The organism is Betaproteobacteria bacterium (genome assembly GCA_016194905.1).
GTDB lineage: Bacteria > Pseudomonadota > Gammaproteobacteria > Burkholderiales > JACQAP01 > JACQAP01.
The window spans coordinates 1-24748 of record JACQAP010000016.1; the positions used below are offsets into that span (position 1 = coordinate 1).

General features: G+C 62.0%; 22 protein-coding genes. 10 read left to right on the forward strand and 12 right to left on the reverse strand.

What is annotated here, in order from left to right; translation table 11 throughout:
- Positions 1 to 225: 225 nt before the first annotated feature.
- From HY067_09800 to HY067_09845, 10 genes are all read left to right on the forward strand, one after another.
- Positions 226 to 954, forward strand: coding sequence for a peptidase (locus HY067_09800; GenBank protein MBI3528251.1), 729 nt, complete (start codon positions 226 to 228; stop codon positions 952 to 954).
- Positions 955 to 966: 12 nt separating this feature from the next.
- Positions 967 to 1665 (forward strand): N-formylglutamate amidohydrolase, encoded by a 699-nt coding sequence (locus HY067_09805; GenBank protein ID MBI3528252.1) that lies wholly within the window; start codon positions 967 to 969, stop codon positions 1663 to 1665.
- Between the two features lie 107 nt (positions 1666 to 1772).
- Positions 1773 to 2585, forward strand: coding sequence for a transglutaminase family protein (locus HY067_09810; protein ID MBI3528253.1), 813 nt, complete (start codon positions 1773 to 1775; stop codon positions 2583 to 2585).
- 95 nt (positions 2586 to 2680) lie between these two features.
- Complete coding sequence (locus HY067_09815) at positions 2681 to 3910, forward strand: class I SAM-dependent methyltransferase (protein ID MBI3528254.1); 1230 nt, start codon at positions 2681 to 2683, stop codon at positions 3908 to 3910.
- Positions 3911 to 3983: 73 nt separating this feature from the next.
- Positions 3984 to 4256, forward strand: a complete 273-nt coding sequence (locus tag HY067_09820) for a HigA family addiction module antidote protein (protein MBI3528255.1) — start codon at positions 3984 to 3986, stop codon at positions 4254 to 4256.
- A gap of 209 nt (positions 4257 to 4465) precedes the next feature.
- Positions 4466 to 6028 (forward strand): acyl--CoA ligase, encoded by a 1563-nt coding sequence (locus HY067_09825; GenBank protein ID MBI3528256.1) that lies wholly within the window; start codon positions 4466 to 4468, stop codon positions 6026 to 6028.
- 63 nt (positions 6029 to 6091) lie between these two features.
- Positions 6092 to 6319, forward strand: coding sequence for a DUF433 domain-containing protein (locus HY067_09830; protein ID MBI3528257.1), 228 nt, complete (start codon positions 6092 to 6094; stop codon positions 6317 to 6319).
- Positions 6320 to 6515: 196 nt separating this feature from the next.
- Positions 6516 to 6929: a hypothetical protein gene (locus tag HY067_09835; GenBank protein ID MBI3528258.1), complete on the forward strand. Its 414-nt coding sequence runs from the start codon at positions 6516 to 6518 to the stop codon at positions 6927 to 6929.
- 78 nt (positions 6930 to 7007) lie between these two features.
- Entirely contained in the window at positions 7008 to 7805 is a 798-nt protein-coding gene (locus HY067_09840) for a crotonase/enoyl-CoA hydratase family protein (protein ID MBI3528259.1), read from the forward strand.
- Positions 7806 to 8016: 211 nt separating this feature from the next.
- The gene (locus HY067_09845) at positions 8017 to 8859 is read left to right on the forward strand and encodes an EamA family transporter (protein MBI3528260.1); all 843 of its coding nucleotides are present in this window, start codon (positions 8017 to 8019) and stop codon (positions 8857 to 8859) included.
- Here the strand turns inward: HY067_09845 and HY067_09850 are convergent.
- The 12 genes from HY067_09850 to HY067_09905 all read right to left on the reverse strand — a co-directional run bounded on the left by HY067_09850 (position 8805) and on the right by HY067_09905 (position 24680).
- Positions 8805 to 10163: an ergothioneine biosynthesis protein EgtB gene (locus tag HY067_09850; GenBank protein ID MBI3528261.1), complete on the reverse strand. Its 1359-nt coding sequence runs from the start codon at positions 10161 to 10163 to the stop codon at positions 8805 to 8807. The two genes, HY067_09845 and HY067_09850, sit on opposite strands and share 55 nt — an antisense overlap.
- A 40-nt stretch (positions 10164 to 10203) precedes the next feature.
- Entirely contained in the window at positions 10204 to 11268 is a 1065-nt protein-coding gene (gene egtD, locus HY067_09855; GenBank protein ID MBI3528262.1) for an L-histidine N(alpha)-methyltransferase, read from the reverse strand.
- Between the two features lie 457 nt (positions 11269 to 11725).
- Complete coding sequence (locus tag HY067_09860) at positions 11726 to 13033, reverse strand: DUF58 domain-containing protein (protein MBI3528263.1); 1308 nt, start codon at positions 13031 to 13033, stop codon at positions 11726 to 11728.
- A 5-nt stretch (positions 13034 to 13038) separates the two neighbouring features.
- The gene (locus HY067_09865; protein MBI3528264.1) at positions 13039 to 14019 is read right to left on the reverse strand and encodes a MoxR family ATPase; all 981 of its coding nucleotides are present in this window, start codon (positions 14017 to 14019) and stop codon (positions 13039 to 13041) included.
- Complete coding sequence (locus HY067_09870; GenBank protein MBI3528265.1) at positions 14016 to 15242, reverse strand: DUF4350 domain-containing protein; 1227 nt, start codon at positions 15240 to 15242, stop codon at positions 14016 to 14018. The genes HY067_09865 and HY067_09870 overlap by 4 nt, the downstream gene beginning before the upstream one ends.
- On the reverse strand, positions 15206 to 16675 hold the full coding sequence (locus tag HY067_09875) for a DUF4129 domain-containing protein (protein MBI3528266.1): 1470 nt from the start codon (positions 16673 to 16675) through the stop codon (positions 15206 to 15208). Before HY067_09875 ends, HY067_09870 begins: the two co-directional genes overlap by 37 nt.
- Positions 16665 to 17654, reverse strand: a complete 990-nt coding sequence (locus HY067_09880) for a stage II sporulation protein M (GenBank protein ID MBI3528267.1) — start codon at positions 17652 to 17654, stop codon at positions 16665 to 16667. The genes HY067_09875 and HY067_09880 overlap by 11 nt, the downstream gene beginning before the upstream one ends.
- Positions 17651 to 18331 carry an RDD family protein gene (locus tag HY067_09885; protein MBI3528268.1) on the reverse strand — a complete coding sequence of 227 codons (681 nt, stop codon included), beginning with the start codon at positions 18329 to 18331 and terminating at the stop codon, positions 17651 to 17653. The genes HY067_09880 and HY067_09885 overlap by 4 nt, the downstream gene beginning before the upstream one ends.
- Positions 18332 to 18343: 12 nt before the next feature.
- Positions 18344 to 19129, reverse strand: a complete 786-nt coding sequence (locus tag HY067_09890; GenBank protein MBI3528269.1) for a hypothetical protein — start codon at positions 19127 to 19129, stop codon at positions 18344 to 18346.
- A gap of 224 nt (positions 19130 to 19353) precedes the next feature.
- A complete protein-coding gene (locus tag HY067_09895) occupies positions 19354 to 20106 on the reverse strand; it encodes an SDR family oxidoreductase (GenBank protein MBI3528270.1) in 753 nt (250 codons plus the stop codon).
- Positions 20107 to 20139: 33 nt separating this feature from the next.
- Positions 20140 to 21495 (reverse strand): porin, encoded by a 1356-nt coding sequence (locus HY067_09900; protein MBI3528271.1) that lies wholly within the window; start codon positions 21493 to 21495, stop codon positions 20140 to 20142.
- The gene (locus HY067_09905; protein MBI3528272.1) at positions 21492 to 24680 is read right to left on the reverse strand and encodes an MMPL family transporter; all 3189 of its coding nucleotides are present in this window, start codon (positions 24678 to 24680) and stop codon (positions 21492 to 21494) included. Before HY067_09905 ends, HY067_09900 begins: the two co-directional genes overlap by 4 nt.
- Between the last annotated feature and the right edge of the window lie 68 nt (positions 24681 to 24748).

Consider the following 24748-nt stretch of genomic DNA (forward strand, 5'->3'; position numbering starts at 1 on the left):
GCAGGCGTTTTTTTGCTATCTTCACACATGGCTGATCCTCCTTGTATGGACGGTGACTTCAGACACCACCATCTTAACAACGCGAGGCTCTCAGCCACCCTATTTCCTCGCACTCCTTGCGGCTTAAGGTAGTGCCATGAGAGTCTGATCGTATATATATTCCCCCCAGGCGAATGCCGATGGGGTCGTCAAGATGGGGTGTCGGTTGAGCACAGAGGGCGAGGCATGACCTACTGTATAGGCGTATTGCTCGACAAGGGAATGATTTTCGCCTCGGACTCCCGTACGAATGCCGGCGTGGACAACTTCGCGAAGTTCTGCAAGATGACGGTGTTCGAGCGTCGCGGCGACCGCGTTATCGTTTTGTTGAGCTCCGGAAACCTCGCCGGAACCCAAGCCGTGATCGGCGTGCTGAACCAGCGCTGCGCTGCCGGCGGCGCGGCCACCAACCTCTGGAGCGCGCCGACAATGTTCGACGTCGCAACGCTGGTCGCGGATGCCATGCGCGATATCGAGCGGCGCGACGGGGAGTATCTGCAGGAGAACGAGATCGGCTTCAACGCCTCGTTCATCGTCGGCGGGCAGATCCGGGGCGAGCCGTTACGGTTGTTCCGGATCTACTCCGAGGGTAATTTCATCGAAGCGGGAATCGACACGCCATATTTTCAAACCGGTGAAACCAAGTACGGCAAGCCGATCATCGACCGCGTGATTACGCGTTCTACTCCCCTTGCAGACGCCACGAAATGTGTGCTGGTGTCATTTGATTCGACCATGCGCAGCAACCTGTCGGTGGGCATGCCGATTGACCTGATTTGCTACGAACGAGACAGCCTCGAACTGCAGAAGCGGCGTCGATTCGACGACGGAGACGCATATTTCAGCGCACTCACCCATGCCTGGAGCGACGGTACGCGTCAAGTGTTTCGCCAGTTGCCCGAGCTGAACTGGTGACCGGCCGCGGCGATCGACTCCTTCCTCATCACCTGTGAACACGGCGGCAACCGGATACCAGCGCCCTATCGACGGCTGTTTCGGGGGCGACGGGCGCTGTTGGACTCCCACCGCGGCTACGATCCCGGCGCGCTGGTCATGGCCAGGGCGCTGGCCATGGCCTTCAGGGCGCCGCTCGTGACCTCGACCATCAGCCGTCTGCTTATCGACCTCAATCGCTCGATCGGTCATCCGCAACTCTTCTCGGCGGCTACGCGCGGCGCGCCGGCGAAACTCCGCTCGAAGATCATCGAACAACACTACCGGCCATATCGCGTGCAAGTCGAGCGTCTCGTAAGACAGTCGGTGTCGCGCGGCCAACGTGTGATCCACATTTCGTCGCATAGCTTTGCTCCGGAGTTGAACGGCAAAGTGCGGCGTGCCGACGTGGGTTTGCTCTATCACCCCGGCCGGCACGGCGAGGCCGAGCTGTGCGCTCGCTGGAAGGCATCGCTCGCGGCATTCGCTCCGGAGCTCCGGGTACGTCGCAATTACCCGTATGCGGGTAAGGGGGACGGGCTGACCTCGCACTTGCGCCTGCGCTTCCCGCCCAGCGCCTACGTCGGGATTGAGCTGGAGGTCAACCAGAGGTGTGTCCTCGCCGCGGGCCGACGCTGGAAAGCGCTGCGCGGCGTGCTGATCGATTCGTTGCGCACGGCATGGGCTGCCTGAGCCTGCCATGATGAGCGCCCTGCACCAGGTAACGCACCGGGAATCATTTCCAGCAACTACGCCGCCAGCCACGCGCGACTCTACTTAACGAATACCGGAGACCCATGATGCAAATTCGCGTCGGCTTCGAAATGATCTACGACTGCCCGCAGCCAACCCCGATGATATTCAACGTCAACGTCCACTTCACACGCGTGTCCGATCTGGTCGGCCGTGACGACCTGGTGATCGACCCGCCGGTCCCGATAGCGGCCTATCGTGACAGCTTTGGCAACTGGTGCACGCGCATTGTTGCGCCAAGGGGCCGCACGCGCGTCTCCGCCGACGCGCTCGTGAACGATACCGGAGCCCCCGACGTGATCGTTCCTCAGGCGCAACAGCTTCCGGTGCCGCACCTACCCGAGGAAACGCTTCTCTTCCTGCTCGGAAGCCGCTATTGCGAAACCGATCGGCTGTCCGAGACGGCGTGGAATCTCTTTGGGCAGGCGCCAACGGGATGGGGCCGCGTTCAGGCGATCTGCGACTATGTCCATCGACATATCACCTTCGGCTATGAGCACGCGCGCATGACACGGACGGCGCTGGAAGCCTTTCACGACAAGACCGGCGTCTGCCGCGATTATGCACACCTCGCCGTTGCCTTCTGCAGGTGCATGAACATCCCTGCCCGCTACTGCACCGGCTATCTGGGCGACATCGGCATGCCGCCACCGTACGGCACGATGGATTTCGCTGCCTGGTTCGAGGCCTTCCTCGACGGCCATTGGTACACTTTCGACGCCCGCAACAATACGCCGCGCATCGGGAGGGTGCTCATTGCACGAGGCCGCGACGCTTCCGACGTCGCGATCAGCAACGCGTTCGGCCCCAACACATTGACGAGCTTCAGGGTTTGGACGGACGAGGTACGCGCCGGTTGAGTCAATCGGCGCTTGGTGATCGACATCATTGCTAACCCGTTCGCCTCGTCGTCTGTAAAAACGCTAATGTCACTTCTTTGCGTCTTACCAAGCCGATGCCAATTTCACCTCCCGGTGTCAGTACAGAACCCTTCGACGGCCCACTGCCTAGCATCCACTGGACTGAGGCGGGTAAAGGTTGTTCAGCGCGCTGGCGCTCAGAACGCGGCGCACCGCCGCCCAAGCGGGTCACTCTGACTGACGATACCACCACGGCTGACGCTTCCTATCGGCTGGCCTGTGAAGGCACGGCTTTACTCTGGCGCGGAGATTTTCACAACGCCACGCAGTTGCTGCAGGCAATGGCGCGGCGCGCCGACAAAACGCCCGCACGCAAGCAAAGAAAGATAGCAAAGGAATCTACCCAGGCGGCATCCTCTGCCGACACCTTTCACCAGTATCGTCAGGCCCAGTCGCAGCGAGCGCGCGTTTTGGGCTTGCTGCTGCTTCCCTTTAATGCAGACTATGGTATTGCGCTGCGCCGTGCCCCCGATGCGCGACAAGCCTGCGCGGAAGCCTGGGGTCCAGCGGACGCGGCTGCGGGTCCCTCGGTGGCGTCCCTGCGCGAGTTGCTGGGGATCATCGGCGCGCACGAGTGGCGTAAAAAGGGTATTGAGATTGCAGCGCTGGGTGATGCGCCAAACAACCGCATTCATCCGCATTACGGCGTGTTCTCTCCCGTACGGGGGGAATACGTGAGCCTGGTCGCCACGGCTCCGTTGCCTGTGACCGGGCGGGCCAGGTTTGTGGCCTTCGACATTGGCGCGGGCACCGGTGTGCTTTCCGCCGTGTTGGCGCGTCGCCACGTCGAGCAAATCGTGGCGACGGATCAAGATCCGCGCGCGCTGGCTTGCGCGCAAGAAAACCTCGCTCGGCTGGGCGTGACCGGCCAGGTGCAGGTGGTGCGCGCCGATCTTTTTCCCGAGGGCCGGGCGTCCCTTGTGGTGTGCAACCCGCCTTGGCTGCCGGCGCGGCCCGGCTCTCCCATTGAGTCCGCAGTGTACGACGAGGACAGCCGCATGCTGCTTGGCTTTCTGAGTGGCTTGACGGCGCACCTCGTGCCGAGCGGTGAGGGCTGGCTCATTTTGTCTGACTTTGCCGAGCACCTGGGCTTGCGCTCACGCGCTGACCTGTTGGCCGCGTTCGAGAGTAGTGGCCTGAAGGTCGTGGGCCGAATCGATGCCAAGCCACGGCATCCCAAGGCGTCGGATGCCAGCGATCCGCTGCACGATGCGCGGGCGGCCGAAGTGACCTCACTCTGGCGTCTGGCCGCCATTGAACCTTGATGCTGCCGAAGTAAAGCGACGAACTTCGGGTAGGATATTTCAAGATCACATCTCCCACATTCCCATCCCAACCATGCACCATCCCCCTCATCCCGGTGAGTTCATTACCGAGGTTTATTTGGAGCCTAACAATCTTAGCGGCCGCGAGTTGGCCGCCAAGCTCGGCGTTGCGGCCTCTACCCTGCATCGCGTTCTTACGGGGGCCAGCGGTATCAGCCCTGAAATGGCATTGCGCCTTTCCAAGGCTCTCGGCCGCTCCCCGGAGAGTTGGCTGGCCATGCAATACAACCATGATCTCTGGCAGGCCAAGCAGTCCGTAAATCTGGGCAATGTCCGCAAAGTTTAGGCTTACTGCGGCCTGACGATGCATGCAGCGGACCGCCTTCGGCGCCCGCTGATTTATGACGGGAGACATCATATGAATCCACGAGATGTCCTATTTCCTTGTGATGCTCCATGGTGAACGTGTCGAGATTCCGGGTCGACTTGACGACCCACAACGGGCGCAGACCGGCAGATAGTTCGAGCCGGCGTGGTTCCGAATGAACTGACTCCATGACCATAGAAGAAGTTCTCGCACAGGATTTCCGCACGTTGCCGGAGCTGATCCGCATGCATGCCGCTCAGCGGCCGCGGCATATCGCCATCAGACAGGACATGGGCTCGCTCGACTATCGGGCGCTCGATGAACTGGCGGACCGTATTGCGGCGGCACTGCAGCGCGACGGCGTGAAGCCGAAACAGGCGATCGCGATCTGCGCAGGGACTTCGATCGAATATGCCGCGGTATTCATCGGTGCATTGCGCGCCGGGGTTGCCGTGGCGCCGCTGGCGCCGTCATCGACGGCGGCAAGCATTGCGACCATGGTCGGGGATGCCGGTTCGCCGCTGCTGTTCGTCGATGCGTCCGTTGCGAAAGCACTGGAGCCGGTGCGCGATCGAATCGCTGCAGAATGGGTTGCACTCGATGATTCCGCTCCCGGGAAATCATTTCAGAAATGGCTGGTTGCAGCCGGTACCGCACCGGCCGTCGTTGTGGCCGCGCCCGATGCGCCATTCAATCTGATCTATTCATCCGGTACGACAGGGACGCCGAAAGGCATCGTGCAATCGAACCTGATGCGCTGGCGGCAATGGCAGCGTGCTTTCGCCTATGACTACAAGCCGGACTCGATCACGATCGTGTCGACGCCGCTTTACTCGAACACCACGCTGGTGAGTTTTCTGCCGACGCTCGCGGTGGGCGGCACGGTGGTGCTGATGGCGAAATTCGATGCGACGCGATTTCTGGAGTTGGCGCAGAAATACCGTGCCACGACGGCGATGCTGGTGCCGGTGCAGTATTCGCGCATCATGGCGCTGCCGGAATTCGACCGCTACGACCTGTCCGGTTTTCGCGCCAAGTTCTGCACCAGCGCGCCGTTCGCCGCTCATCTGAAGGCCGACATCCTGAAACGCTGGCCGGGCCGTCTGATCGAGTACTACGGTATGACCGAAGGCGGCGGCACCTGCGTGCTGGAAGCCACATCGCATCCGGACAAGCTGCACACGGTCGGCTGTCCTGCGCCGGGCCATGACATCAGGCTGATCGATGAGCAGGGACACGAGTTGGCCCCCGGCTCGACCGGCGAAATCGTCGGTCACTCGGAAGGCATCATGACCGGCTATCACAACCAACCGGAACAAACTGCGGAAGCCGAGTGGGTCGACTCTACCGGCCGGCGCTTCATCCGCACCGGCGATATCGGCCGCTTCGACGAAGACGGATTTCTGATTCTGATGGATCGCAAGAAGGACATGATCATCTCCGGCGGCTTCAACGTTTATCCGAGCGATCTCGAAGCGGTGCTGCGTACGCATGCCGATGTAGCGGAAGCCGCGGTGGTTGGTGTCCCTTCCGAGCGTTGGGGCGAAACTCCAGTCGCCTTCGTGGTGCCAAAGCGGCAGGACCCGCAGTTTTCCAAAATGCTGCTCGACTGGACGAACGGCCAGCTTGGCAAGACGCAGCGGCTGACGGCGATCGAACTGGTCGAATCCCTGCCGCGCAGCGCGATCGGCAAAGTGCTCAAGCGCGAGTTGCGCGACGGCTACAGACGAAAGGCGATGGCTTTGCCATGATCAACCGATGGCAGAGAACGGGCAAGGATGTAGAATGAAACCCTGAGCAAGCCGGAGACTGATATGGACTGGAAGCCTTACATTACCGCCGATCCGGGGATCCTGCACGGGACCGTGTGCTTTCGCGGTACTCGCATTCCGGTTTCCGTCGTGCTCGACAATCTGGCCGCCGGTGAAGCGCCCGAACGCATTCTCAATCAGTATCCCTCCCTGAAGCCCGGGCACGTGCCTGCCGCGATTGCCTATGCGGCCGACCTTGCGCGCGAGCGCGTGTTACCGATACCGGCCTGATTGTTCCGCGTGGGGTTGCGCTTCAAGCTCGACGAGAACATCGAGGCCATATTTCATGATGCCGGTTACGATTGCCATCCCGTCTTATGACTGATCAAGAAAATCCGGCCGACGGTCGGGAACACCAGCGCAAGAGGCCTGTCATGAACTGGTGCGGTAACGCGAACCCACAGCTGATGAACCGATAGGGGAAGCCATGATCGCTTTCGAAAATCTCAACGTAAAAGTCGTAATCGGTTTGGTGTTGGGCGTCATTGCCCTATTGATCGTCGGCACCGCTTCCTGGAACATGGGTGAGCCGCGCTGGCTCAACTGCCTCGTGAGCCTGTTTGGCGGATTGCTCGGCTGGTGGTTCGGCATTCTCGCGACGCCTTCGGAGCAAGGCGAGAGACGGCCGTTCTCCGAGTTCGGCAAGACCATCCTGGCGTTCGTCGGCGGATTTCTTTTTGCAAAGATCGACAGCGTGTTCGATGTGTTCCTGGTCAAGGATGGCGCGCCCGATCAGTATTTCGTGCAACGCGTGCTGCTGCTCGGCATTGCGTTTTGTCTCGGCGCGTTGTTTACCTTCTTCGGCAGGAAATATGTCGGATTCGCAAGCCGCGCGCAATAGGCGCCTGCCGCAGGCCTTGCTGCGCGGCGCGCGCGGCGAAGAGGCATCCGTGATGCAAAGGCGACATTGCGCGTCGCCATGACGAGCGAAGTTCCCCCCGACGGCCGCATCACGACCGAATTGCGCGACGGGTTGTTCCTGATCGGCATCGACCGGCCGGCGAAGCTGAACGGTTTCACGCCGGTCATGTTGCGGGGCGTGGCGCAGGCCTATACCCGTTACGAACACGAACCCGAGGCGCGCTGCGCGGTGGTGTTCGCCGAAGGCGCGAACTTCACGGCCGGCCTCGATCTGCCCAAAGTGGCGCCCTATCTGGGCGGCGACACTTTGCTGGTGGAGGAAGGCGAGATCGACCCTTTCGAATCGCGCGCCCCCTTTCGCAGCAAACCGATCGTCTTTGCGGTACACGGCATCTGCTTTACGCTCGGCATCGAGATGATGCTGGCGGCGGACATTGTCGTAGCGGCCGCCGATACGCGCTTCGCGCAAGTCGAGGTCAAGCGCGGACTGATGCCGACAGGCGGTGCGACGATCCGCATGGTGGAGCGCGCAGGCTGGGGCAATGCGATGCGCTATCTGCTGACAGGCGATGAGTTCGATGCACAGGCCGCGCTGAGGCTCGGATTCATTCAGGAAATCGTCAAGCCCGGACGGCAGCGCGAGCGCGCGGTCGAACTGGCGAAGATCATTGCCGCCCAGGCGCCTTTGGCGGTGACGGCAACCATCGCGAATGCGCGTGTCGCGCTGCGTGAAGGTCCGGCTGCGGCTTCCGCGTTGTTCGGTTCGACGCAGACCCGGCTGCTGGCGTCGGAAGATTTCCAGGACGGTTTGCGCAGCTTCAAGGAGAAGCGCGCGCCCCGGTTCAAGGGCAAATAACCCCTAACCGCAAAGACGCAAAGGCGCGAAGAAAAGCTCGCAAAGGAAAGCAAGAACTGAAAAGGAAGTTGTTGGACCTACTGTCGACGAATGATCACCTTATCTGACCATTGGCATACTCACTTAACCAAGTGCCTTGGCCCTTCTTTGCGTCCCCTTTGCGTCTTTGCGCCTTTGCGGTGAAGGGTTAGCCGAAATTGCAGGAGTGCCCTTGTCCGGATTTGTAATGACCGCGGTGTTGTTCGCGGCGCTGCTGCACGCATCGTGGAACGCCATCGTCAAATCGGGAAAGGACAAATTTCTCGATACCGTCCTGGTCGCATGCGGCGCCGCTCTGATATCCGCTGTCACCCTGCCCTTCGTACCGCTACCGGCTGCGCAGAGCTGGCCTTATCTGATCGCTTCGGCGGTCATCCATCTCGCCTACTTCGCGCTGGTCGCGGCGGCTTACCGCACCGGCGACCTGAGTTACGTCTATCCGATCATGCGCGGCACCGCGCCACCGCTCACCGCGCTGGCCGCGGGATTTTTTGTCGCGGAACGCCTCACGGCCGGCGGGTGGGGCGGCATTCTGCTGATCAGCGCCGGGATTCTGCTGCTTGCCGCCAACCAATGGCGGCGCGGCCACTTTCACCTTTCCCAGACCTTGTTTGCGCTCGGCAACGCGGCCGTGATCTGCGTTTACACGCTGGTCGATGGTATCGGCACGCGCCTATCCGGAAATTCGCTCAGCTATGTAGGGTGGATGCTCGTGCTGGACGGCGTGATGCTTGCCACTTTCGTGTTCGCGCGTCACGGCGAAGCGGCGATGCGTCAGATCCGGACGCGCTGGCATTTCGGAATCGGCGGAGGGGTTTGCACCTGGGCCTCCTATGCGATCGCGCTGTGGGCCATGACGAAAGCGCCGGTTGCCCTGGTTGCCGCGTTGCGCGAGACGTCGGTGATCTTCGGCACCGTTCTCGCCGCCATGGTGCTGAAGGAGAAATTCAGCGGCGTGCGCTATGCCGCGGCTTTCCTGGTCTGCGCGGGAGCGGTGTCCCTGAAGACTTTCTGAGAGGCGGAACCGGATTTTTTCGTCGAAACGAGGCCACTATCTTTCGCCAGGCGGATGCCGGAGAGCTGCCAGCGTGCCGTCGCCGGGAAGAAATTACGATACGTTGCCCGGCTGTGGCCGCCGGGCGTCAAACAGGAACTGCCGCGCAGCACGTACTGGTTCACCATGAACTTGCCGTTGTATTCACCGACCGCTCCCTCAGGCCAGAGGTAGCCGGGATAGGGCGCATAACTCGTCTGCGTCCATTGCCATGCATCGCCGAACATCTGCTGCAGGCCTGCCGCATTCTTCGCGGGACGCGGGTGCAGCCGATCATGCCTGTGCGCATCGTCTGATGCTTTATGCGCGCGCGCGGCGTGTTCCCATTCCGCTTCGCTCGGCAGACGCGCGTCCGCCCAGCGCGCGTAGGCATCCGCTTCGAAGTAGGAGATGTGCACGGCCGGTGCGGCGGAATCGAGCGCCCGCTTGCCGCCGAGGGTGAACTCGTCCCAGCGATCGTCCTCGCGCTCCCAGTAGATCGGATGCGTGATCCTGTTGGCCTGGACCCAGTCCCAGCCATCGGAGAGCCATAGACGCGGATCGCGGTAGCCGCCGTCCACCATGAAATCGAGGAATTCGCCGTTGGTCACCAGGCGCGACGCCAGGGAATAGGGATTCAGATACTGCCTGTGGCGCGGTGATTCGTTGTCGAAACAGAATCCGTCGCCGCCGTGCCCGATTGCGACCAGGCCGCCGTGGAAGGCAAGCCATTCGATCCCATTGGGGGCGGGCGTATCCTCTTCGCCCTGCTCGCGATAGGCCGGCTTCAACGGATTCAGCGACAGCAGATGCTTGACGTCGGTCAGGATCAGTTCCTGGTGTTGTTGCTCGTGATGCAAGCCCAGGTCGACCAGCGTGCAGAAAGCTTCATCATCGCCGAGGTGCGCAAAGAGCTTCTCCATGCGCTCGTTCACTTCCTTGCGATAGAGCAATACCTCGTGCAGGGCGGGGCGCGTCAGCAATCCGCGTTGCGCGCGCGGATGCTTTTCTCCGACGCCGTTGTAGTAGGAATTGAACAGTACCTTGAACGCCGGCAGGAAAGGTGTGAAGGATTTCTCGTATTTTTCGAGGACGAAGGTCTCGAAGAACCACGTGGTGTGAGCGAGATGCCACTTGACCGGGCTCGCTTCCGGCATGGACTGTACGCAGCAGTCCTCTTCGGACAGCGGCCTGGCCAGATTGAAACTATGCGCGCGGATCCTGGCGTAGCGGCTGCGCAGGTTCTCGCAAGCGGCCGGTGCGCTACCGCGTCCGTTTGGGTCGATCGCGTGGGGTCCGCGTGGATCGTTCACCGGTGCCTCCGCATCACGCAGTGGCGTAAAACAACGCGAACCAGTTGCGTTGATCGGTCCATGCCGTGACTTTCCTGAAGCCGGTCCGACGCAACAGCGCACCGAATTCCTCGAGACTGTACTTGTAGCTGTTCTCGGTGTGAATGCGTTCGCCGGCCTCGAAGCGGCGCGAGCCGCCGGGCCACCGCACCTCGATCTCGAGCCGGGTTTCGACATGCATTTCCGCTCGCGACTGGGTCTGATTGAAAAATCCGCAGTGCCGCCAGTCGCGCACGTCGAAATCGGAGCCCAGCACCGAGTTCACGTTGTTGAGCGCGTTCAGGTTGAACGCGGCTGTCACGCCAAGCGCGTCGTCATAGGCAGCATCGAGGATCGCCTTTTCCTTGACCAGATCCACGCCGATCAGCAGGCCACCTTGTTGCTGGCATTGCCGCCGCAGATCGGACAGGAAGCCGGCCGCGTCCGCCGGCGTGAAATTGCCGATCGAGGAACCCGGATAGAAAAACAGGCGCCTGGCATCGGGAACGGAAGCCGGCAGCGAAAGCCCTTCGGACATATCCATGCCCAGGCCGGTCATGCCGATGTCGGGAAACTGGTGACGCAGGCGGACCAGCGCAGTTTCCAGGTAGGCGGCGGAAATATCCACCGCAATATACTGTGCCGGCTTCAGGGCCTCGAACAGGCTGGCCGCCTTCTCGCAATTGCCTGCGCCGAGATCGATCAGATTGCGGCCGCTACCGACCACGCGCGCGATGTCATCGATATGGCGTGAGAAAATCGCAGCCTCCGAACGGGTGGGATAGTACTCGGGCAAATGCGTTATCGCAGTGAACAGTTGCGAGCCCAGCGAATCGTAGAAGTACTTGGAGGGTATCCAGGCTTGCGGCGCGTTCAGACCGGCGAGCAATTCTTCGCGGTTGTTCCACAGTCCGGCAATGACCTCGCGATTGCGGAATCGCAGCGCATCCGTTGTTCTGCGGGCGTGCTCCAGTCTTGGAGTCTCCCGCACTCGTTCGAAACTTCCAACGCCCGGATTCGCAATGGCGATCGCGGCTTCTGTTTCGTCCAGCTGCAGCATGTTGGAGACTCCTGTTATTAGGGGTTTTCGAGCCGTGGCAGGAACAACTATGTTAGCTCTTTCCCGCGCGACACGTCTCCCTGGAATGACATTGACCGAGACCCTGCAATCGGAACGCTGTCAAGCTCCGGTCACGGAAAATCCGGTTTTTTTCCGACGGCGCGTTGTGGTTGGAGGGACGTGCTGATTCAGTATCCGATGGGCGGTCCGTTCGCCCTGGTATTCCGACAGGTCGCCGGTCGCACGGTTCCTGATATTCATCGGGAGATTGAAGCATTTTTGCGGCCGGCCGCAATCGGCGCCGGTTTGTCGCAAAAGCCAGACATACCGGTTGTCCGGCGTGGTGTGACCAGATTACCGATCGGGGTGCAAGCGGAGAATACGTGAGCAGGCGTAGTCGGCAACTACGCGTTTAGGCGTAGAAAGCCGTGACGACCTTCACGTCGTCACGGCACTTCTACAGCCGGCCTCCGCGCTTGATATCCGTGTAGCGGTTCACCAGCGCCATCGGAAGCTGTTCGGGCTCCACGTCGACGCAGACTGCGCCGCCGCGTGCAAGCCGGCGGAAGGTCAGTTCGCGATTGCGCAGGTAGTCCGCCGTGGCGGCGTGGGTGAGTGCCCGCTCGAAGGTATCAACGCGGCTGGTGAGTGCCCGCGAGAGGATGTTTTCCCGTAACGACGCAAACAGCACCAGATGGCGCGACTGCAGCAACCGCAATGCCGGCGCCAGCGTTTCGTCGTCTTCATCGCGCAGGTTGGACAGCATCACGACCAGCGCGCGCTTGCGGGTGCGCTGCATCAGTTCCACGGCGGCTTTGTGATAGTCGGTCGCGGCGAGCGTGGGATGCAGATCGTAAACGCAGTTGAGCATGAGATTGATGGTCGACCGCGACTTGCGCGGTGCCAGCCAGCGGGTTTCGCCCGACATGGTCAGCAGGCCGACCGCGTCGCCCTGGCGCAGGCTGACGTAGGCGAGCAACAGCGCCGCGTTGACGACGTAATCGAAATGCGACAGCGCGTCGTCGCGCGCAGCCATGCGCCGGCCGCAGTCGAGCATCAGCACCACCTGCTGGTCGCGTTCGTCCTGGTATTCGCGCGATATCAGGCGCGGCATGCGCGAACTTGCCTTCCAGTCGATCTGGCGCTGGACGTCGCCTTCCCGGTAGTCGCGCAACTGATGGAAGTCCAACCCCTCTCCGCGACGGCGGCGCTGCAGCATGCCGATCTGCGAGAGCCGGTTGTCGGTGGCAAGAATCGCGAAACGGGTGAGCACCGAGAAATTCGGATAAATGCGCACGGTCTGGGGTTCGCCGGTCCTGCGTTCAGACTGCCACAGTCGCAAAGGCGAATGGATGCACACTTCGACGCGATCGAATTTCAGGTCTCCGCGCTGGATCGGACGCATGCGGTAGCGCAACTCCGCCCAGCCTCGCGCCGGCAGCATGATCGTCTGCGGCTGGCCTTCCACCTCGGTAGCGGCGGGTACATGATCGCATGCGGTCAAACGCAGCGGCGATCGGCCGCTGTTCGCAAACCGCAGCACCACTTCGTGCATGACGCCGAGCGGCAGCGAGCCGGGTACCGTGCGGCGCGCCGGCGGGGTTGGGAGTCGCAGCGCCAGCGCGGCGTCGAAAATGGAGAGCAGCACCGTCAGCGCCAGCGCGGCGAGCCATGCCGGAATCGCGGCCGGCCAGATCGAAGCGCCGATGCCGGCAACCGCCAGGACGCCGGCAAGTCCGATGAAGGGTCGGCCGGGAATCAGCACGTTTCCTATACCCTAGGTGCCGGCACTTTTTCCAGCAATCCCTTGAGTAGCGTATCGCTGGAATGGCCCTCGATCTCAATTTCCGGTGTCGGCGTGACGCGATGCCTCAGCGCAGCGAGTGCCATGCGCTTGACGTCGTCCGGAGTGGCAAAATCGCGTCCGCTGATGAGCGCCGCCGCGCGCGCCGCCCGTATCAGCGCGATGCCGCCGCGCGGCCCCGCCCCAGACGCCACGCCGTTCCAGGTTCGTGTGGTGCGCACAATGCGCACCGCGTAGTCCAATACCTGGTTGTCTACGCGCACCGCGGCCGCTACGCGCTGCAGTGTCACCACGGATTCGGGCTGAATCAGCGATGCCACCGACTCCACGTTGAGCTTCTCGCCGACCTGGTTGCCGGCGACCTGTTTCACCATGGCAACCTCTTCGCTCTCCGGCGGATAGTCGATTCGCACCTTGAGCAGAAAGCGGTCGAGCTGCGCTTCAGGTAATGCGTACGTGCCTTCCTGTTCGATCGGATTCTGCGTGGCGAGCACCATGAATGGAGGCTCGAGCAGATGCGGTGTGCCCTCGATGGTGACCTGGCCCTCTTGCATCACTTCGAGCAGCGCCGCCTGAGTCTTGGCCGGCGCGCGGTTGATTTCGTCGGCCAGCAGCAGATGGGTGAATACGGGACCCCGTCGCGTGGTGAACTCTCCGCTGCGCGGGTCGTACAGCGTATGGCCGGTGACGTCGGCGGGCATCAGGTCGGGAGTGAACTGGATGCGGGCGAAGCGGCCGCCGAAAGTGCGGGCGAGCGCACGCACCAGCAGTGTCTTCCCGAGGCCAGGCACACCTTCGATCAGAACATGGCCGCCGGCGAAGAGTGCGGCCAGCACCTGATCCACCACGTCGGTCTGGCCGACCACCGCCCGGCCGATCTGCACGCGCATTGCCGCGGCGGCTTCGGTGGCGTGCTTGAGTGTGTCCTCGGATAGTGTTGTCGTCATCGCATCCCCTTTGTATTTTTCGCTGCTGGCCGTCTAAGGGCGAGTCTCTCGTGCACGGTCTGATAAAGCCTGATGGTATGCAGGAATTCGATCATGCGCGTCGGCGCCTTCTGCGAAAACAGCATGCGCGACTGCTCGGCATCGAGGCCGATCAGTTCCGCCAGGCGCGCCTCCCGTTCGGCCTCATGTTCGGTCCCGGGGGCGGCGATCAGGTCGGGATGGACCCGGGCGATGCGCCGCAGACACGCTTCGCGTGCCGCATCGACGAGCAGTTGCGAGCCGCCATGAGCCCACAGGAAACGGCCGCTCGCGCGCAAATGGTCAAGCAGCCGCCGCCGTGCGCGCACCGGATCCGGAGCAATCGGACCCAGGCGCGGCGCTGCGCTCCACAACCAGAGCAACAGGAACAGCAAAACGCCCGCGACGGCGGACCAGGCGTTGGTGCGCAGCCAGCCGAGCAGCGACAGTTTTTTCGGATCGGAAAAGAAAAGCACAGCCGGCGCGCCTTGATCGACCTGCACAATGCGCCACAGGAACTCCGCGTGGTCGTGCGTGCCGATCAATTGATTCGAGAATGCGTCGAGCTCGTTGAGTACAAGCACATTGCCGCGGCCGTGTTGCAGCAGCAGTACGGCGGTTGCCTCGCGGCCGCCGAAGCGCGCCAGCGCGCCATTCGCCTGAAGATCGAAATTCCGCTTCATCAGCACGTTGACCGGCGCGAGTTCGGGCGGCAATGCGATTTCGACGAGTTCACGGCCGGTGTCATCACCATCATCGTGTTTCCGGTTTTCTGTCTCCTTCGCCGCCTTGCGTCGTACGCCCAGCGCATCGAGCAGAGGATCCGGCTGATACGCCGGCTCGGCTTCAACAATCAGGCGTCCGCCCTTGCTCACCCAGTTCAGAAGGCTGCGTCGCGATTGCGCACTGAGTGACTGCCGGCCCTTTGGCAGCACCAGCGTCGCCGACTGCGGCAAGCTGTCCAGTTCGGGCAACGAGCGCACCGCCGTGGCATTCATTCCCATTCGTTGCAGCAGACGCTCCGCGGCGAGCCACGGGTCGCGACGAGCTTTGCCCTGAAAACCGACCAGTTCGCTTTCCGTGCGGCGCTCGAAGTTGGAAATGAACCAGGCCGCTGCTGCGGCCAAGCAGGCGAGCAGAAGTCCGATGAGAAGGTTCCGGCGCATGCTCACGAAGGCACCTTTGGCGAAAAATGCGGCCGCCACTCATCGCACAACCTCCGGATGCTGGCCGCATCGGTTTCGCGCGCGGCATAGGCCGTTGCCTGCCATGCCCCGACCAGCCTGACGAAATAATCGGCGCTCGCCGGCAGGGTCTGCCTGACAGCACGCGCGCAATCTCCCTCGGTGTCGCCGACACCAAGCTGCAATTGGTGACGATGCACCAGCGCCGACAATGCGCCGCGATATAGCAGCGACAGCGCTTCGCGCAAATGCCCTTTGCGCGACAGTTCCGCCGCCGCGGCGGCGACGTCGTCGGGCAACGATTCGGGTGCCAAATCGAATCCGAACAGCGTGTCGGGAGGGCGGTACCGCGCACCATCGCGCAACTGCGGCTCGGGAATGAATCTACGCAGGTAGTACAGTGCGGCCACAAGCAGCACAGCCGCCGCGATCCAGAGAACAAATGCGGTAATTTCGCCGAACAGCGAGCTCAGATATCGCCAGATGGCGGGCACGCTTTTCCTTGTGTCCGACCTGGACTCGCCGATGTAACGCCAGCGCGTGACGTCCTTGACCTGGGAGAATTCCGGGCTTTTGAGCACGACCCGGATCTCGTCTTGCGCGGTTTTTTGGGCAGCGTCGGCGGCGAATGCCGACGGTGGATCGGCCAGCACCCAGCTCATGGCCACAGCCGCAATCAGCACAACTGACACCGTGTTCGCCGAGGTGCGCAGGCGCTCCTCGAGCCGGCGCAGTGCCAGTTCTATGTCCCAGCCTTCCAGAATGGCGCGGCGATTGAGGTAGAGTGCGAAGCCGGCGGTGACGTAAAACGGCTCGATCAGCGATACCGCGGCCAGATAGAAAACAATCTCCTTCAATCCCCAGTTGGCCAGTTGTGCCCAGACTGGGCGATCGGATTCATCGTCTTCCGGGCCGAGATCGCCGGCGGAAGGTTCCAGCATTCTGACCAGGCCCGCCAGGCCGAACATCGCGACCCATTCGAAATGGGCGCAGACCACGGTGAGCCAGACGCCGACGTTGCGCATCCGGCTGCCAAGCGCGGCATGGCGCCGACGCGAATCGGCGCCGCGCTGGTTCTCGAGCTGTGCCACCGGCAGCGCGAAAGATCTGGCGAGGTTCAAGCGCGACAGCGTCAATGCCGTGATGATTCCGGGAGGCAGCCATTCGCGCATTGCGCGAATGGTGGCCAGCGCGCCTTGCGGCTCGCCGAATACCGCGCGACTCACTGTGTGCAGTATCGCCCTGTCGAATGCCGGTTTCAGCCACCAGAGCACGAGCACGGCGTGAAACCTGTTGGAGAAAACCAGCAGGCACAGCGCGGCAACCGGCAGGTAGACGGAGAACCATACGGCCCATATCGGCCGCCACCATTCGCGAGCCATCTGGAAGCCGAGGTCGAGCGCTTCCCAGCCGACGCGCGGCCGCAGCACCACCGCCAGACGATCAGGCTGCACTTCGGCGTCCTGCGAACAAAAAGTAAGCGATGACGAATGCCCACATGACGGCGCCGACTGCGTATTTGGTGGAAGCGGGGAAAGTCGCCAGCGGCGACCAGAAGCCTTCGATGAACGCGGCAATCACGAACATGAGGGCGGCTCCATACATCAGCCTGACCGCGGGTTTGGCCGACTCCATCAGTGCCGCTTGGCGCGAACGGGCCCCGGGCGCGATGATCGAAACACCCAGTTTCAGGCCCGCCGCGCCGGAAAGCATGATCGCGGTAAGTTCCATCGCGCTGTGGCCCGACACGAAAGACCAGAATGGTTCGCTGAATCCCGCGCCGCTGAAATGTCCGGCGATAGCGCCGATTTGCGCACCGTTGTACAGAAGATAGTAAACGCTGCCGATACCGAGCAGCACGCCGGTGGCAAAAGTCTGAAATCCGATCTTGACGTTGTTCCAGATGTAGTACGCGAACATCATCAGGTTGTCGTCGGACTGGCGCATGCCCAGGCGCGGATTGGCCGGATCGTACATTTCCTGAAAGCGGGCCAGCCCTGCGGGCTCGACGAAGTAATGAATGAAGTCCGGAAAGGTCGGCAGTACCAATAGCAGCACGAGCAGGGGGCCAGCAAATAGCGCGGCGGCGGCGGCGACGAGCCGCCATTCGGCACGCACCAGGCGCGGGAAACCGGCCGCAAGAAAATTCAGCGGCGGCGCCGACCGTGCGCCGCGCGCGCCGTAGAGAAGATGATGACCGCGCAATGCAATCCGGTTCAACCGATCGATGAGATCCGGACTGTATTGACGTTCGCGCGCGAGCGCCAGCAACTGGCAGATGTGCCGGTAGGTGCGCGGTATTTCCTGATCGGGCAGCGAGTCGGCTGGTGCTGAATTCTGCTTGCCGCCGCGCTGCTTGCCGCTGCGGTCGAGCCATTGCTCGAAGCGCTGCCACTCCGATTTATGGCGTTGTTCGAAGACGATCTGCTTCATTGCCTGCCCATCAGGTAATTGGCAATTCCGATCAACCGCGACGCCGCCACGCCGCGGGATGCGCCGCCGGTAAGCGAGCGCGGAATCTCTGCCAGTTCTTCCGCGCGTTCCTGCGTCAGGCCGGTCGACCGCGCCGCGAAATCGAGAATGGCGCGCTGCTCGGCGATGGTAAGGGCGAATCCGGGCGGGTGCGGATCGCCTTCCGGAATCGCCAGCGGCTCGAGTTTCTCTTCGCGATAGACCACCAGCGTGTTGGCGGCAAGGTCGCCGAGCCGCTTGAAATCGCGATTCATCACCATGGCGACGAAGCCGCCAAGATACATCGCCGGCAGAAAATCCGCTGCGCGCAGCAGATTGCGGGTGAGCGCGGCCGACCATCGGACCGGCGTGCCGTCGTCGTTCAGTACTATCAATCCGAGCGCGCGTTTACCCGGGGTGGCTCCCCAGCTTGCCTCGAACCACGCCGGGTAGAGCCACTCGATCAGGAAGGCGCTCAGCAGGATGACCGCAGTACCGAACTGCCGCAGAGCAGTGGCGGTTAGCGCAATGATTCCCAGGATCGCGGCGCGCACCAACAAGTCGATGGCCCACGCCAGAGCACGCGGCACCGGACCAGCGAGTCGCAGCGTGAGTTCTATCCCCTCGGGAGTGGCGACGCGGCGTGCGGTATCGAGCACGGCGCCGCGGGATCAACGTTCGTAGAAAATGTCGCGGTAAGCGGTGTATATGGAAGCCAGCAACACCGGTCCGAGCGCCAGCCAGCCCAGGGCCAGCGGAATGGTGGCGACGATTGCGAGCAGGAAAAAGACGATTCCGAACACCAGAAATGGCAGGATGTTCTTGAGGCAGGCAGCAAAGCTCGCCTTCAGTGCGTCGCCGACGCTGCAGTCATTGAGAACGATGAGCGGGGTCGCAAACCAGATTGCCATGTAGATCGGCAGGCTGAGCGCCAGGATGATCAGGGGGATGAGAAGAAAGCTCGTGCCGAGCGCCTGTAATTGTTCAGGACTTGGCTTTGCGCCCATCATCATGCGCGCCATGTCGACGCCGAAAATCACCATGACCACGACAAATACCCCGATGAATGCCAGCAGAGTTACCGCGCCGACACCGATCAGGCGGCCGGTGTTGCTGCGGAATCCCGCGAACAGATGGCCGATCTCCAGACTGTCGCCGCTGCGCTGCGCTTCGCAGCCCAGCATCACGCCGCCGTAAAGTACCGGACTCAGCAAGATGAGCAGAAGCGGACCGATGATCGGCAGGATGTTCAGCACGATAATGATTACCGCCAGGATGACGAACAAGCCTATCCACGTGCCTTTCTGGCCCTTGAACATGCCCCATGCGTCGGAAATCCAGGTCCACCCGTTGCCTGCGGCTACGCCGCGTCCTTCTGCAACGAACTCACCGTCGGGTGCGGCATTCGGGATATCTGCGACGCGGGATTTGGGCGCGGCGTACGGATCGGCAGCCATGGCATCAGACCTCTTCCGGGAAACGCGGTTAATGTCGCATTACAACATGCCTGTGGGACTAGGGCTGACGGCTAGGGTAGTGGCACGGGCGCGGACTTGCAAGCGTCATGACGGCGAAATGAACGAGGACTCGGAACCGAGGATTCTTCACCACACCTTCTTTTCAATACCTTCCCTTTAATACCCCCTTCCTGAGTCCTTCGTCCCGAGCCCAGACTTATCTGCTAGTACGTCGCCCTTCCCCCCGAAATGTCGAATATGCCGCCGGTGGTGAAGGAACATTCCTCCGAACACATCCACGCGACCATCGAGGCGAGTTCGTCGGCACTGGCCATGCGGCCCATCGGCGTCTGCTCGATCATCGAGTCGACCAGCTTCTGCGGAAAGGCCTTGACCATGTCGGTGCCGACCGCGGTGGGCGCGATGCAATTGACGATCACGCCATCTTTCGCGAGATCCTTGCCCATGGATTTGGTCAGGCCGATGACAGCGGCCTTGGAAGTGGAGTAGGGCGCGAAGTAGGGGCTGCCGTTCTTGCCGGCGATCGACGCGAGGTTGACGATGCGGCCGTACTTCTGCGCCATCATGACCGGGATGACCGCGCGGCTGCACAGGTAAACGCCATCGACGTTCACCGCCATCACCTTGCGCCATTCCTCGAGCGGATATTCCCAGCTCCTGCGCACCGGGCCGGCGATGCCCGCGTTGTTGACCAGGATGTCGATGCGGCCCAGGTTTTTCTGGGCTGCGTTGGCAGCCGAGATTACTTGCGCTTCGTTCACCACGTCGACGACGGCGGTGTTCACCTTTCCCCTTGCGCGTAGCCGCATCGCTTCCATCTCGAGCGCGCCGCGATCCATGTCCCACATCGCGACGGCCGCTCCGCCGTCCAGCAGGCGTTCCGTGATCGCGAGTCCGAGTCCGCGTGCGGCACCAGTGACGATGGCCACCCGTCCCTTGAAGTCGAGTTTATTCATCAGAATTCTCCGATATGCGGGAGGCGACGATGCTCAGAAGTACCAGCGCACTTCGGAGTACAGCGTCCTGTTCTTTTCGAGCAGTCCGTACGTCGTCTTGTCGGAACCCCTGAAGTACTCGTACCCGGCGATGAGCTTGATGCTGTCGCTCCACATGTAGATCATCCGGGGGCGCACGACATAGCCGTCGCGATTGAGCAGGGCGGTGGCGGCGAGTTCGGCTTCAAGAGTCTCGTTGAACCATTTCTTGTCGATCCGGGCGCTTACACCCTGCTGGCGGCGGTCATACTGGTAATTGACGACCGCCTGCTGGACGGCGATCGCGCGGACCGCGGGATTGGCGATCGCCTCGGGGTTGCTGTAGTGCATGACTTCGCGCACAAAAGCCTGCACGATCACGGTGAAGTTGTCCGGGTAGTCGCGCTCCACGCCGAGCACGCCGTACGCGAACGGATTCTTGATTCCCGGATCGATGCCGTCGGGATCCTCGGTGCGGACGTAAGCGGCTTCCGCCGCGAAGCGGAACGACCCGCGAGTGGTCGCGGCGTCCGCGCCCAGCACGCGGATGCGATGGTGGTCGAGTTTCACCACCTGGCCTGCCGCCGTCATCGGGCCGGGTGAAATATCGGCGCTCAGGTCGAAGCCGTCGAACCAGGACACCGACCAGTCGATGGTCTTGCCGGACTGGTCGAATTTCAGCGCCCACTGGCGTGCACTGTCGGGAATGTTTTCCTGAAAAACGATGCCGGGACGCAGCGGCAGAGGCACGACGTTCGGCCGGAACTGCGGGATCCAGACACCGGTGACGCTCGTATGGGCGTCGAAATTCCATGACCCCTTGGCGGCAAGCGAGCCGAAACGGTCCTCGTCGATGTCGCCGGCGAGCAAAGTCGCGTCGCGCGGCGTCAGGTTATCGGTCGGGTTGAGCCGGTCGGTGCGCCCCCAGGCGACGATCTGCTTGCCCACCCGGTAGTCGAAGTTTCCCTTGCGGCCTTCGACGTAGCCTTCGCGCAGGCGATGCTCGTCGAGCCGGTCGCCGAAGACGTCTTCATTGGCAACATAGCCCTCGGCGAACAGCCCGATCCCGGAATCGAGTTTCTTGTCCAGCTTCAGCCAGGCCGAAGCGACGCCGATGTCCTTCTCGTCGTCGAGCCGGCGATTGGACGACCAGTAACCTCCGCGCAGCGATCCGGTGATGCCGGCCTGCGCCATCGTCTTGCGCAAGCCCGAATCCGTGCTGGCCCCGGACGTCCCGGCTTCGGGCGGGGCGAGCGGCGGTTCGTCGTCTTCAGCCGCTGCAACAGCCGAGGCCTGGGCGGCGCAGAACAAAATCGCCAGGCACCGCGCCCGGAACAGGCGCCGTGCCGGAACCGACCGCATCCCGGTCACTGCTGTTCCATGTACCGGGTCGTGAAGTAGTCGTCCTTGACCCCGGTATTGGACTTGGATTCGTCGATGCGGATCTCGGTCGAATGTTCCGTCTGGACGTTACGCGCTTCCAGCAGGTAAGCCTGGAAGCGCTGTTTGGCGGCATCGGCGACCCTGTAGTTCGAGTACTTGGTTTCCTTGAGCAACTCCCCGGCCTCGTCGTAAATGATGCCCTTGACGGTGACGAAGGTGTCCTTCTGGATCCAGTTGATCCGCTTGGCGTAGCCGGTGTTGGACTTGATCGTGGCGTCCTTCGGGGTGGACTCGATTACATAGCACGGCTTGCCGTCGACCTCCTCTTCCTTGGCCAGCGTGTGATTCCACTCCTTCGGCTTGTGGCCGATCACGTCGCCGTAGGAGAAGTCCGTGCCGACGAAACTGTCCTTCTTGTTGCTCGAAATCAGCCGGCGAACCTTCTTGGTGCTGGGCAGGTAGATCCAGATGTCGTCGTCCTTGTCCGAATGCTCGACCAGCAGCGACACGGTGCCTTTCACGTCGGCCGGTTCCAGGAAGCGCGTCATGCGCATGTTGTCGATGCCGTTGCCCTCGAGCTTGGAGGTGCCGAAAGTCTTGCGTACCCGCTGCTTGCCCTGCTTGTTCGTGAGCGTCATCGTGGTCTGCGACACCGAGTCCTGGTACTTGATGGACATGAAGTTCTTTTCCATGATTTCCAGCGGCGTAAGCGCGTGGGCCGGAGTCGGCATACCGCCGAGGATAAATGCGACGCCGAGTGCCGCTATTGCCGGGATCGCGGCTGGCGCGACGGATTTCGATTTCACTGAGCCTCCATTGAAGATGAACTTGGGTCGGAATTTCAAAACCAGCGCCGGCATGACGGTAAGCGCGGCGGTGACGCTGACCAGCATGGCGGTGCCGATGAGTAACGCGTTCCAGGTGTGCGGGTAGTAGCCGCGCGAGAAAGCCTGCACGGCATAGCCGCCTGCCACCGCCGAGGCGACGAACAGGCAGGCCTTGCCCGCAGTCCTCAGCACCTTGCGGAACGCCTCTTTCTCCTCGGTGCCCAGCGCAAGTTCCTCGCGCAGCCGGAACAGCATGTAGATCGCGTAGTCGGCACCGATCCCGATGGCGAGCGCCGAGGTGAGCGCAACCGGGATGTTGAGTTTGAGTCCCAGAAGGCCGAGCAGCCCCATGTTGACCAGAACCGAAAGCAGCAGCGGCGTGATCACCAGGAGGCCGGCGGCGAAAGAACGGAACACCACCGCGGCGATAAGGAACACCACGCTGGCGATCTGGACGACATTCAAGATCTTGTCCTTGACGATCACTTCGGTGATCGCGGCGGATTGAGCGACACTGCCCCCGACATTGATCTTGATGTTGGGCGGGAACTTGTCTTTGGCGAATTCCCGCGCGGCTTTCCACAGCGCCAGCATGTCCACTGTGCTGTCGCTGTGGGTGAACACCACCATGTTGGCAAGCTGGTAGTCGTAGTCGACGTAGGTGTCGAAGTCTCCCGGCTCGCCGGACATCGAATAGAGCAGCAGGTATTCCGCAATGGTGGTCTGCTTGTCCGGTATCTTGAAGTAGGCCGGGTCATCGCCATTCAGCGACTGGTTCATGCGCTTGATGAATTCCGCGAGCGACATGACCTTGCCGACGTTGGGTTGCTTGACCAGGAACTCCTGCAACTGGTCCATGGCCTTGAGCACCGCCGGGTCCTTGATCGCATCCGGTTTGTCGCCTTCGACCAGGATGTAGATGTTGTTAGTGCCGGCCATGCGCTGGTTGAGCCTGGCGTCCTCCTTCAGCAACGGCAGGTCGGGATCGAAGTATTTTTTCAGCGCGCTCTCGACGGAGAGCCGGCTCATGCCGAACAGGGCGACGGCAATCACGATTCCCGCGACCATGAAGATGCGATTGCGATTGGGTCCGAGCAGGGTGTCGGCGTAGAAGCCGGTGAGCCGGTCCCAGAAGCGTTCCTCACGCTCCAGGCGCGCCTCCTTCGGTCCGGGTGGTGGAAGCAGGGACCGCAGCGCCGGGATCAGCGTCATTTCGACAATCAGCACGCACAGAATGCCCACGCCGGAGAAAAAGCCGAATACGCGGATCGAGATGATGTCGAAGACCATCAGCGACAGGAAGCCGCAAACCGCGACCAGGCCGGCAAGAATCATGACCGGGCCGATTTTGACAATCGAGTCGATGACCGCCTGTCGATTGGCGGCCCGCGCCGCCTGCTTGTCGAACGTGGTGCCGGGATTGAGCCGGTTGTATTCCTCATAGTAGCGTTTGAGCAACTGCACCGCGTGACCGGCGCCCACCGCCAGGATCAGGATCGGCGTGGACATGTTGAAGATGTCCAGCGGCACGTTGGCCAGACCCATGAAACCTTTCGCCCACTGCACCGCGACCAGGGGCGTGACCAGCGGCAGGATCAGGCCCTGCAATGTACGGAACGCCTCCCAGTGAATCAGGCCGATGACCACCAGCGCCGCCATCATCAACATCGGCGTGCGCCCGGCAAAGCGTTCGAACATCGACAGGAACGGCGGGTAACCGCTCACCATGATGTCGACCGAATCGTCACGCTCCGCGTTGACGATGGCTTCGATCTTGTCTTCGACGAAGGTGAAACCCCCTTTGACGTCGGGGCCGTCGGTGGACTTTCTGTCCCGCACTTCGGCCAGGATGACCGTGGTCTTGAAGTCGTTGGAGACGACCGCGTTCATATAAGAGGTGTTGCGCTCGAGCGCGTCCTTGAGTGCCGCCATCTGCTCTGGCGTCGCCGGCACGTCGGTCATCATCTGCCTGACTTCCATGCCGTCCTTCGTGCCGCGGATGTCCTTCGCGCGGCGCGCCGCGACCGACAGCAGGTTGGTCTTCACGACGCGCGGCGTTTCGCGCAGTTTGTTGGTGATGCGCAGCACCTTTTCCATCACCTTGGGCTGGAACACGTCGCCCTGCTTGGGCGTAATGCCGATAACCGCCACATAGCGGGAGCCGAACACCTCCTCGACTTTCAGTGTCGTGGCGATGAAGGGGTGCGACCGGGGAACGATGTTGTTGGGGTCGATGATCACCGTCAGGGATCCGCCTTTGATCGTCAGAAACACCGTGGCAATCGTGACCAGAATCACGACCGGCCAGCGGAACCGCAGGATAAATTCGATATAACCGCGCATCATTTGCAAATCCCCTTCCCTGTTTGATTCCCGTTGTAGCCTGTGTTTCGGCTTCTGGTTCGCTTCCCGTC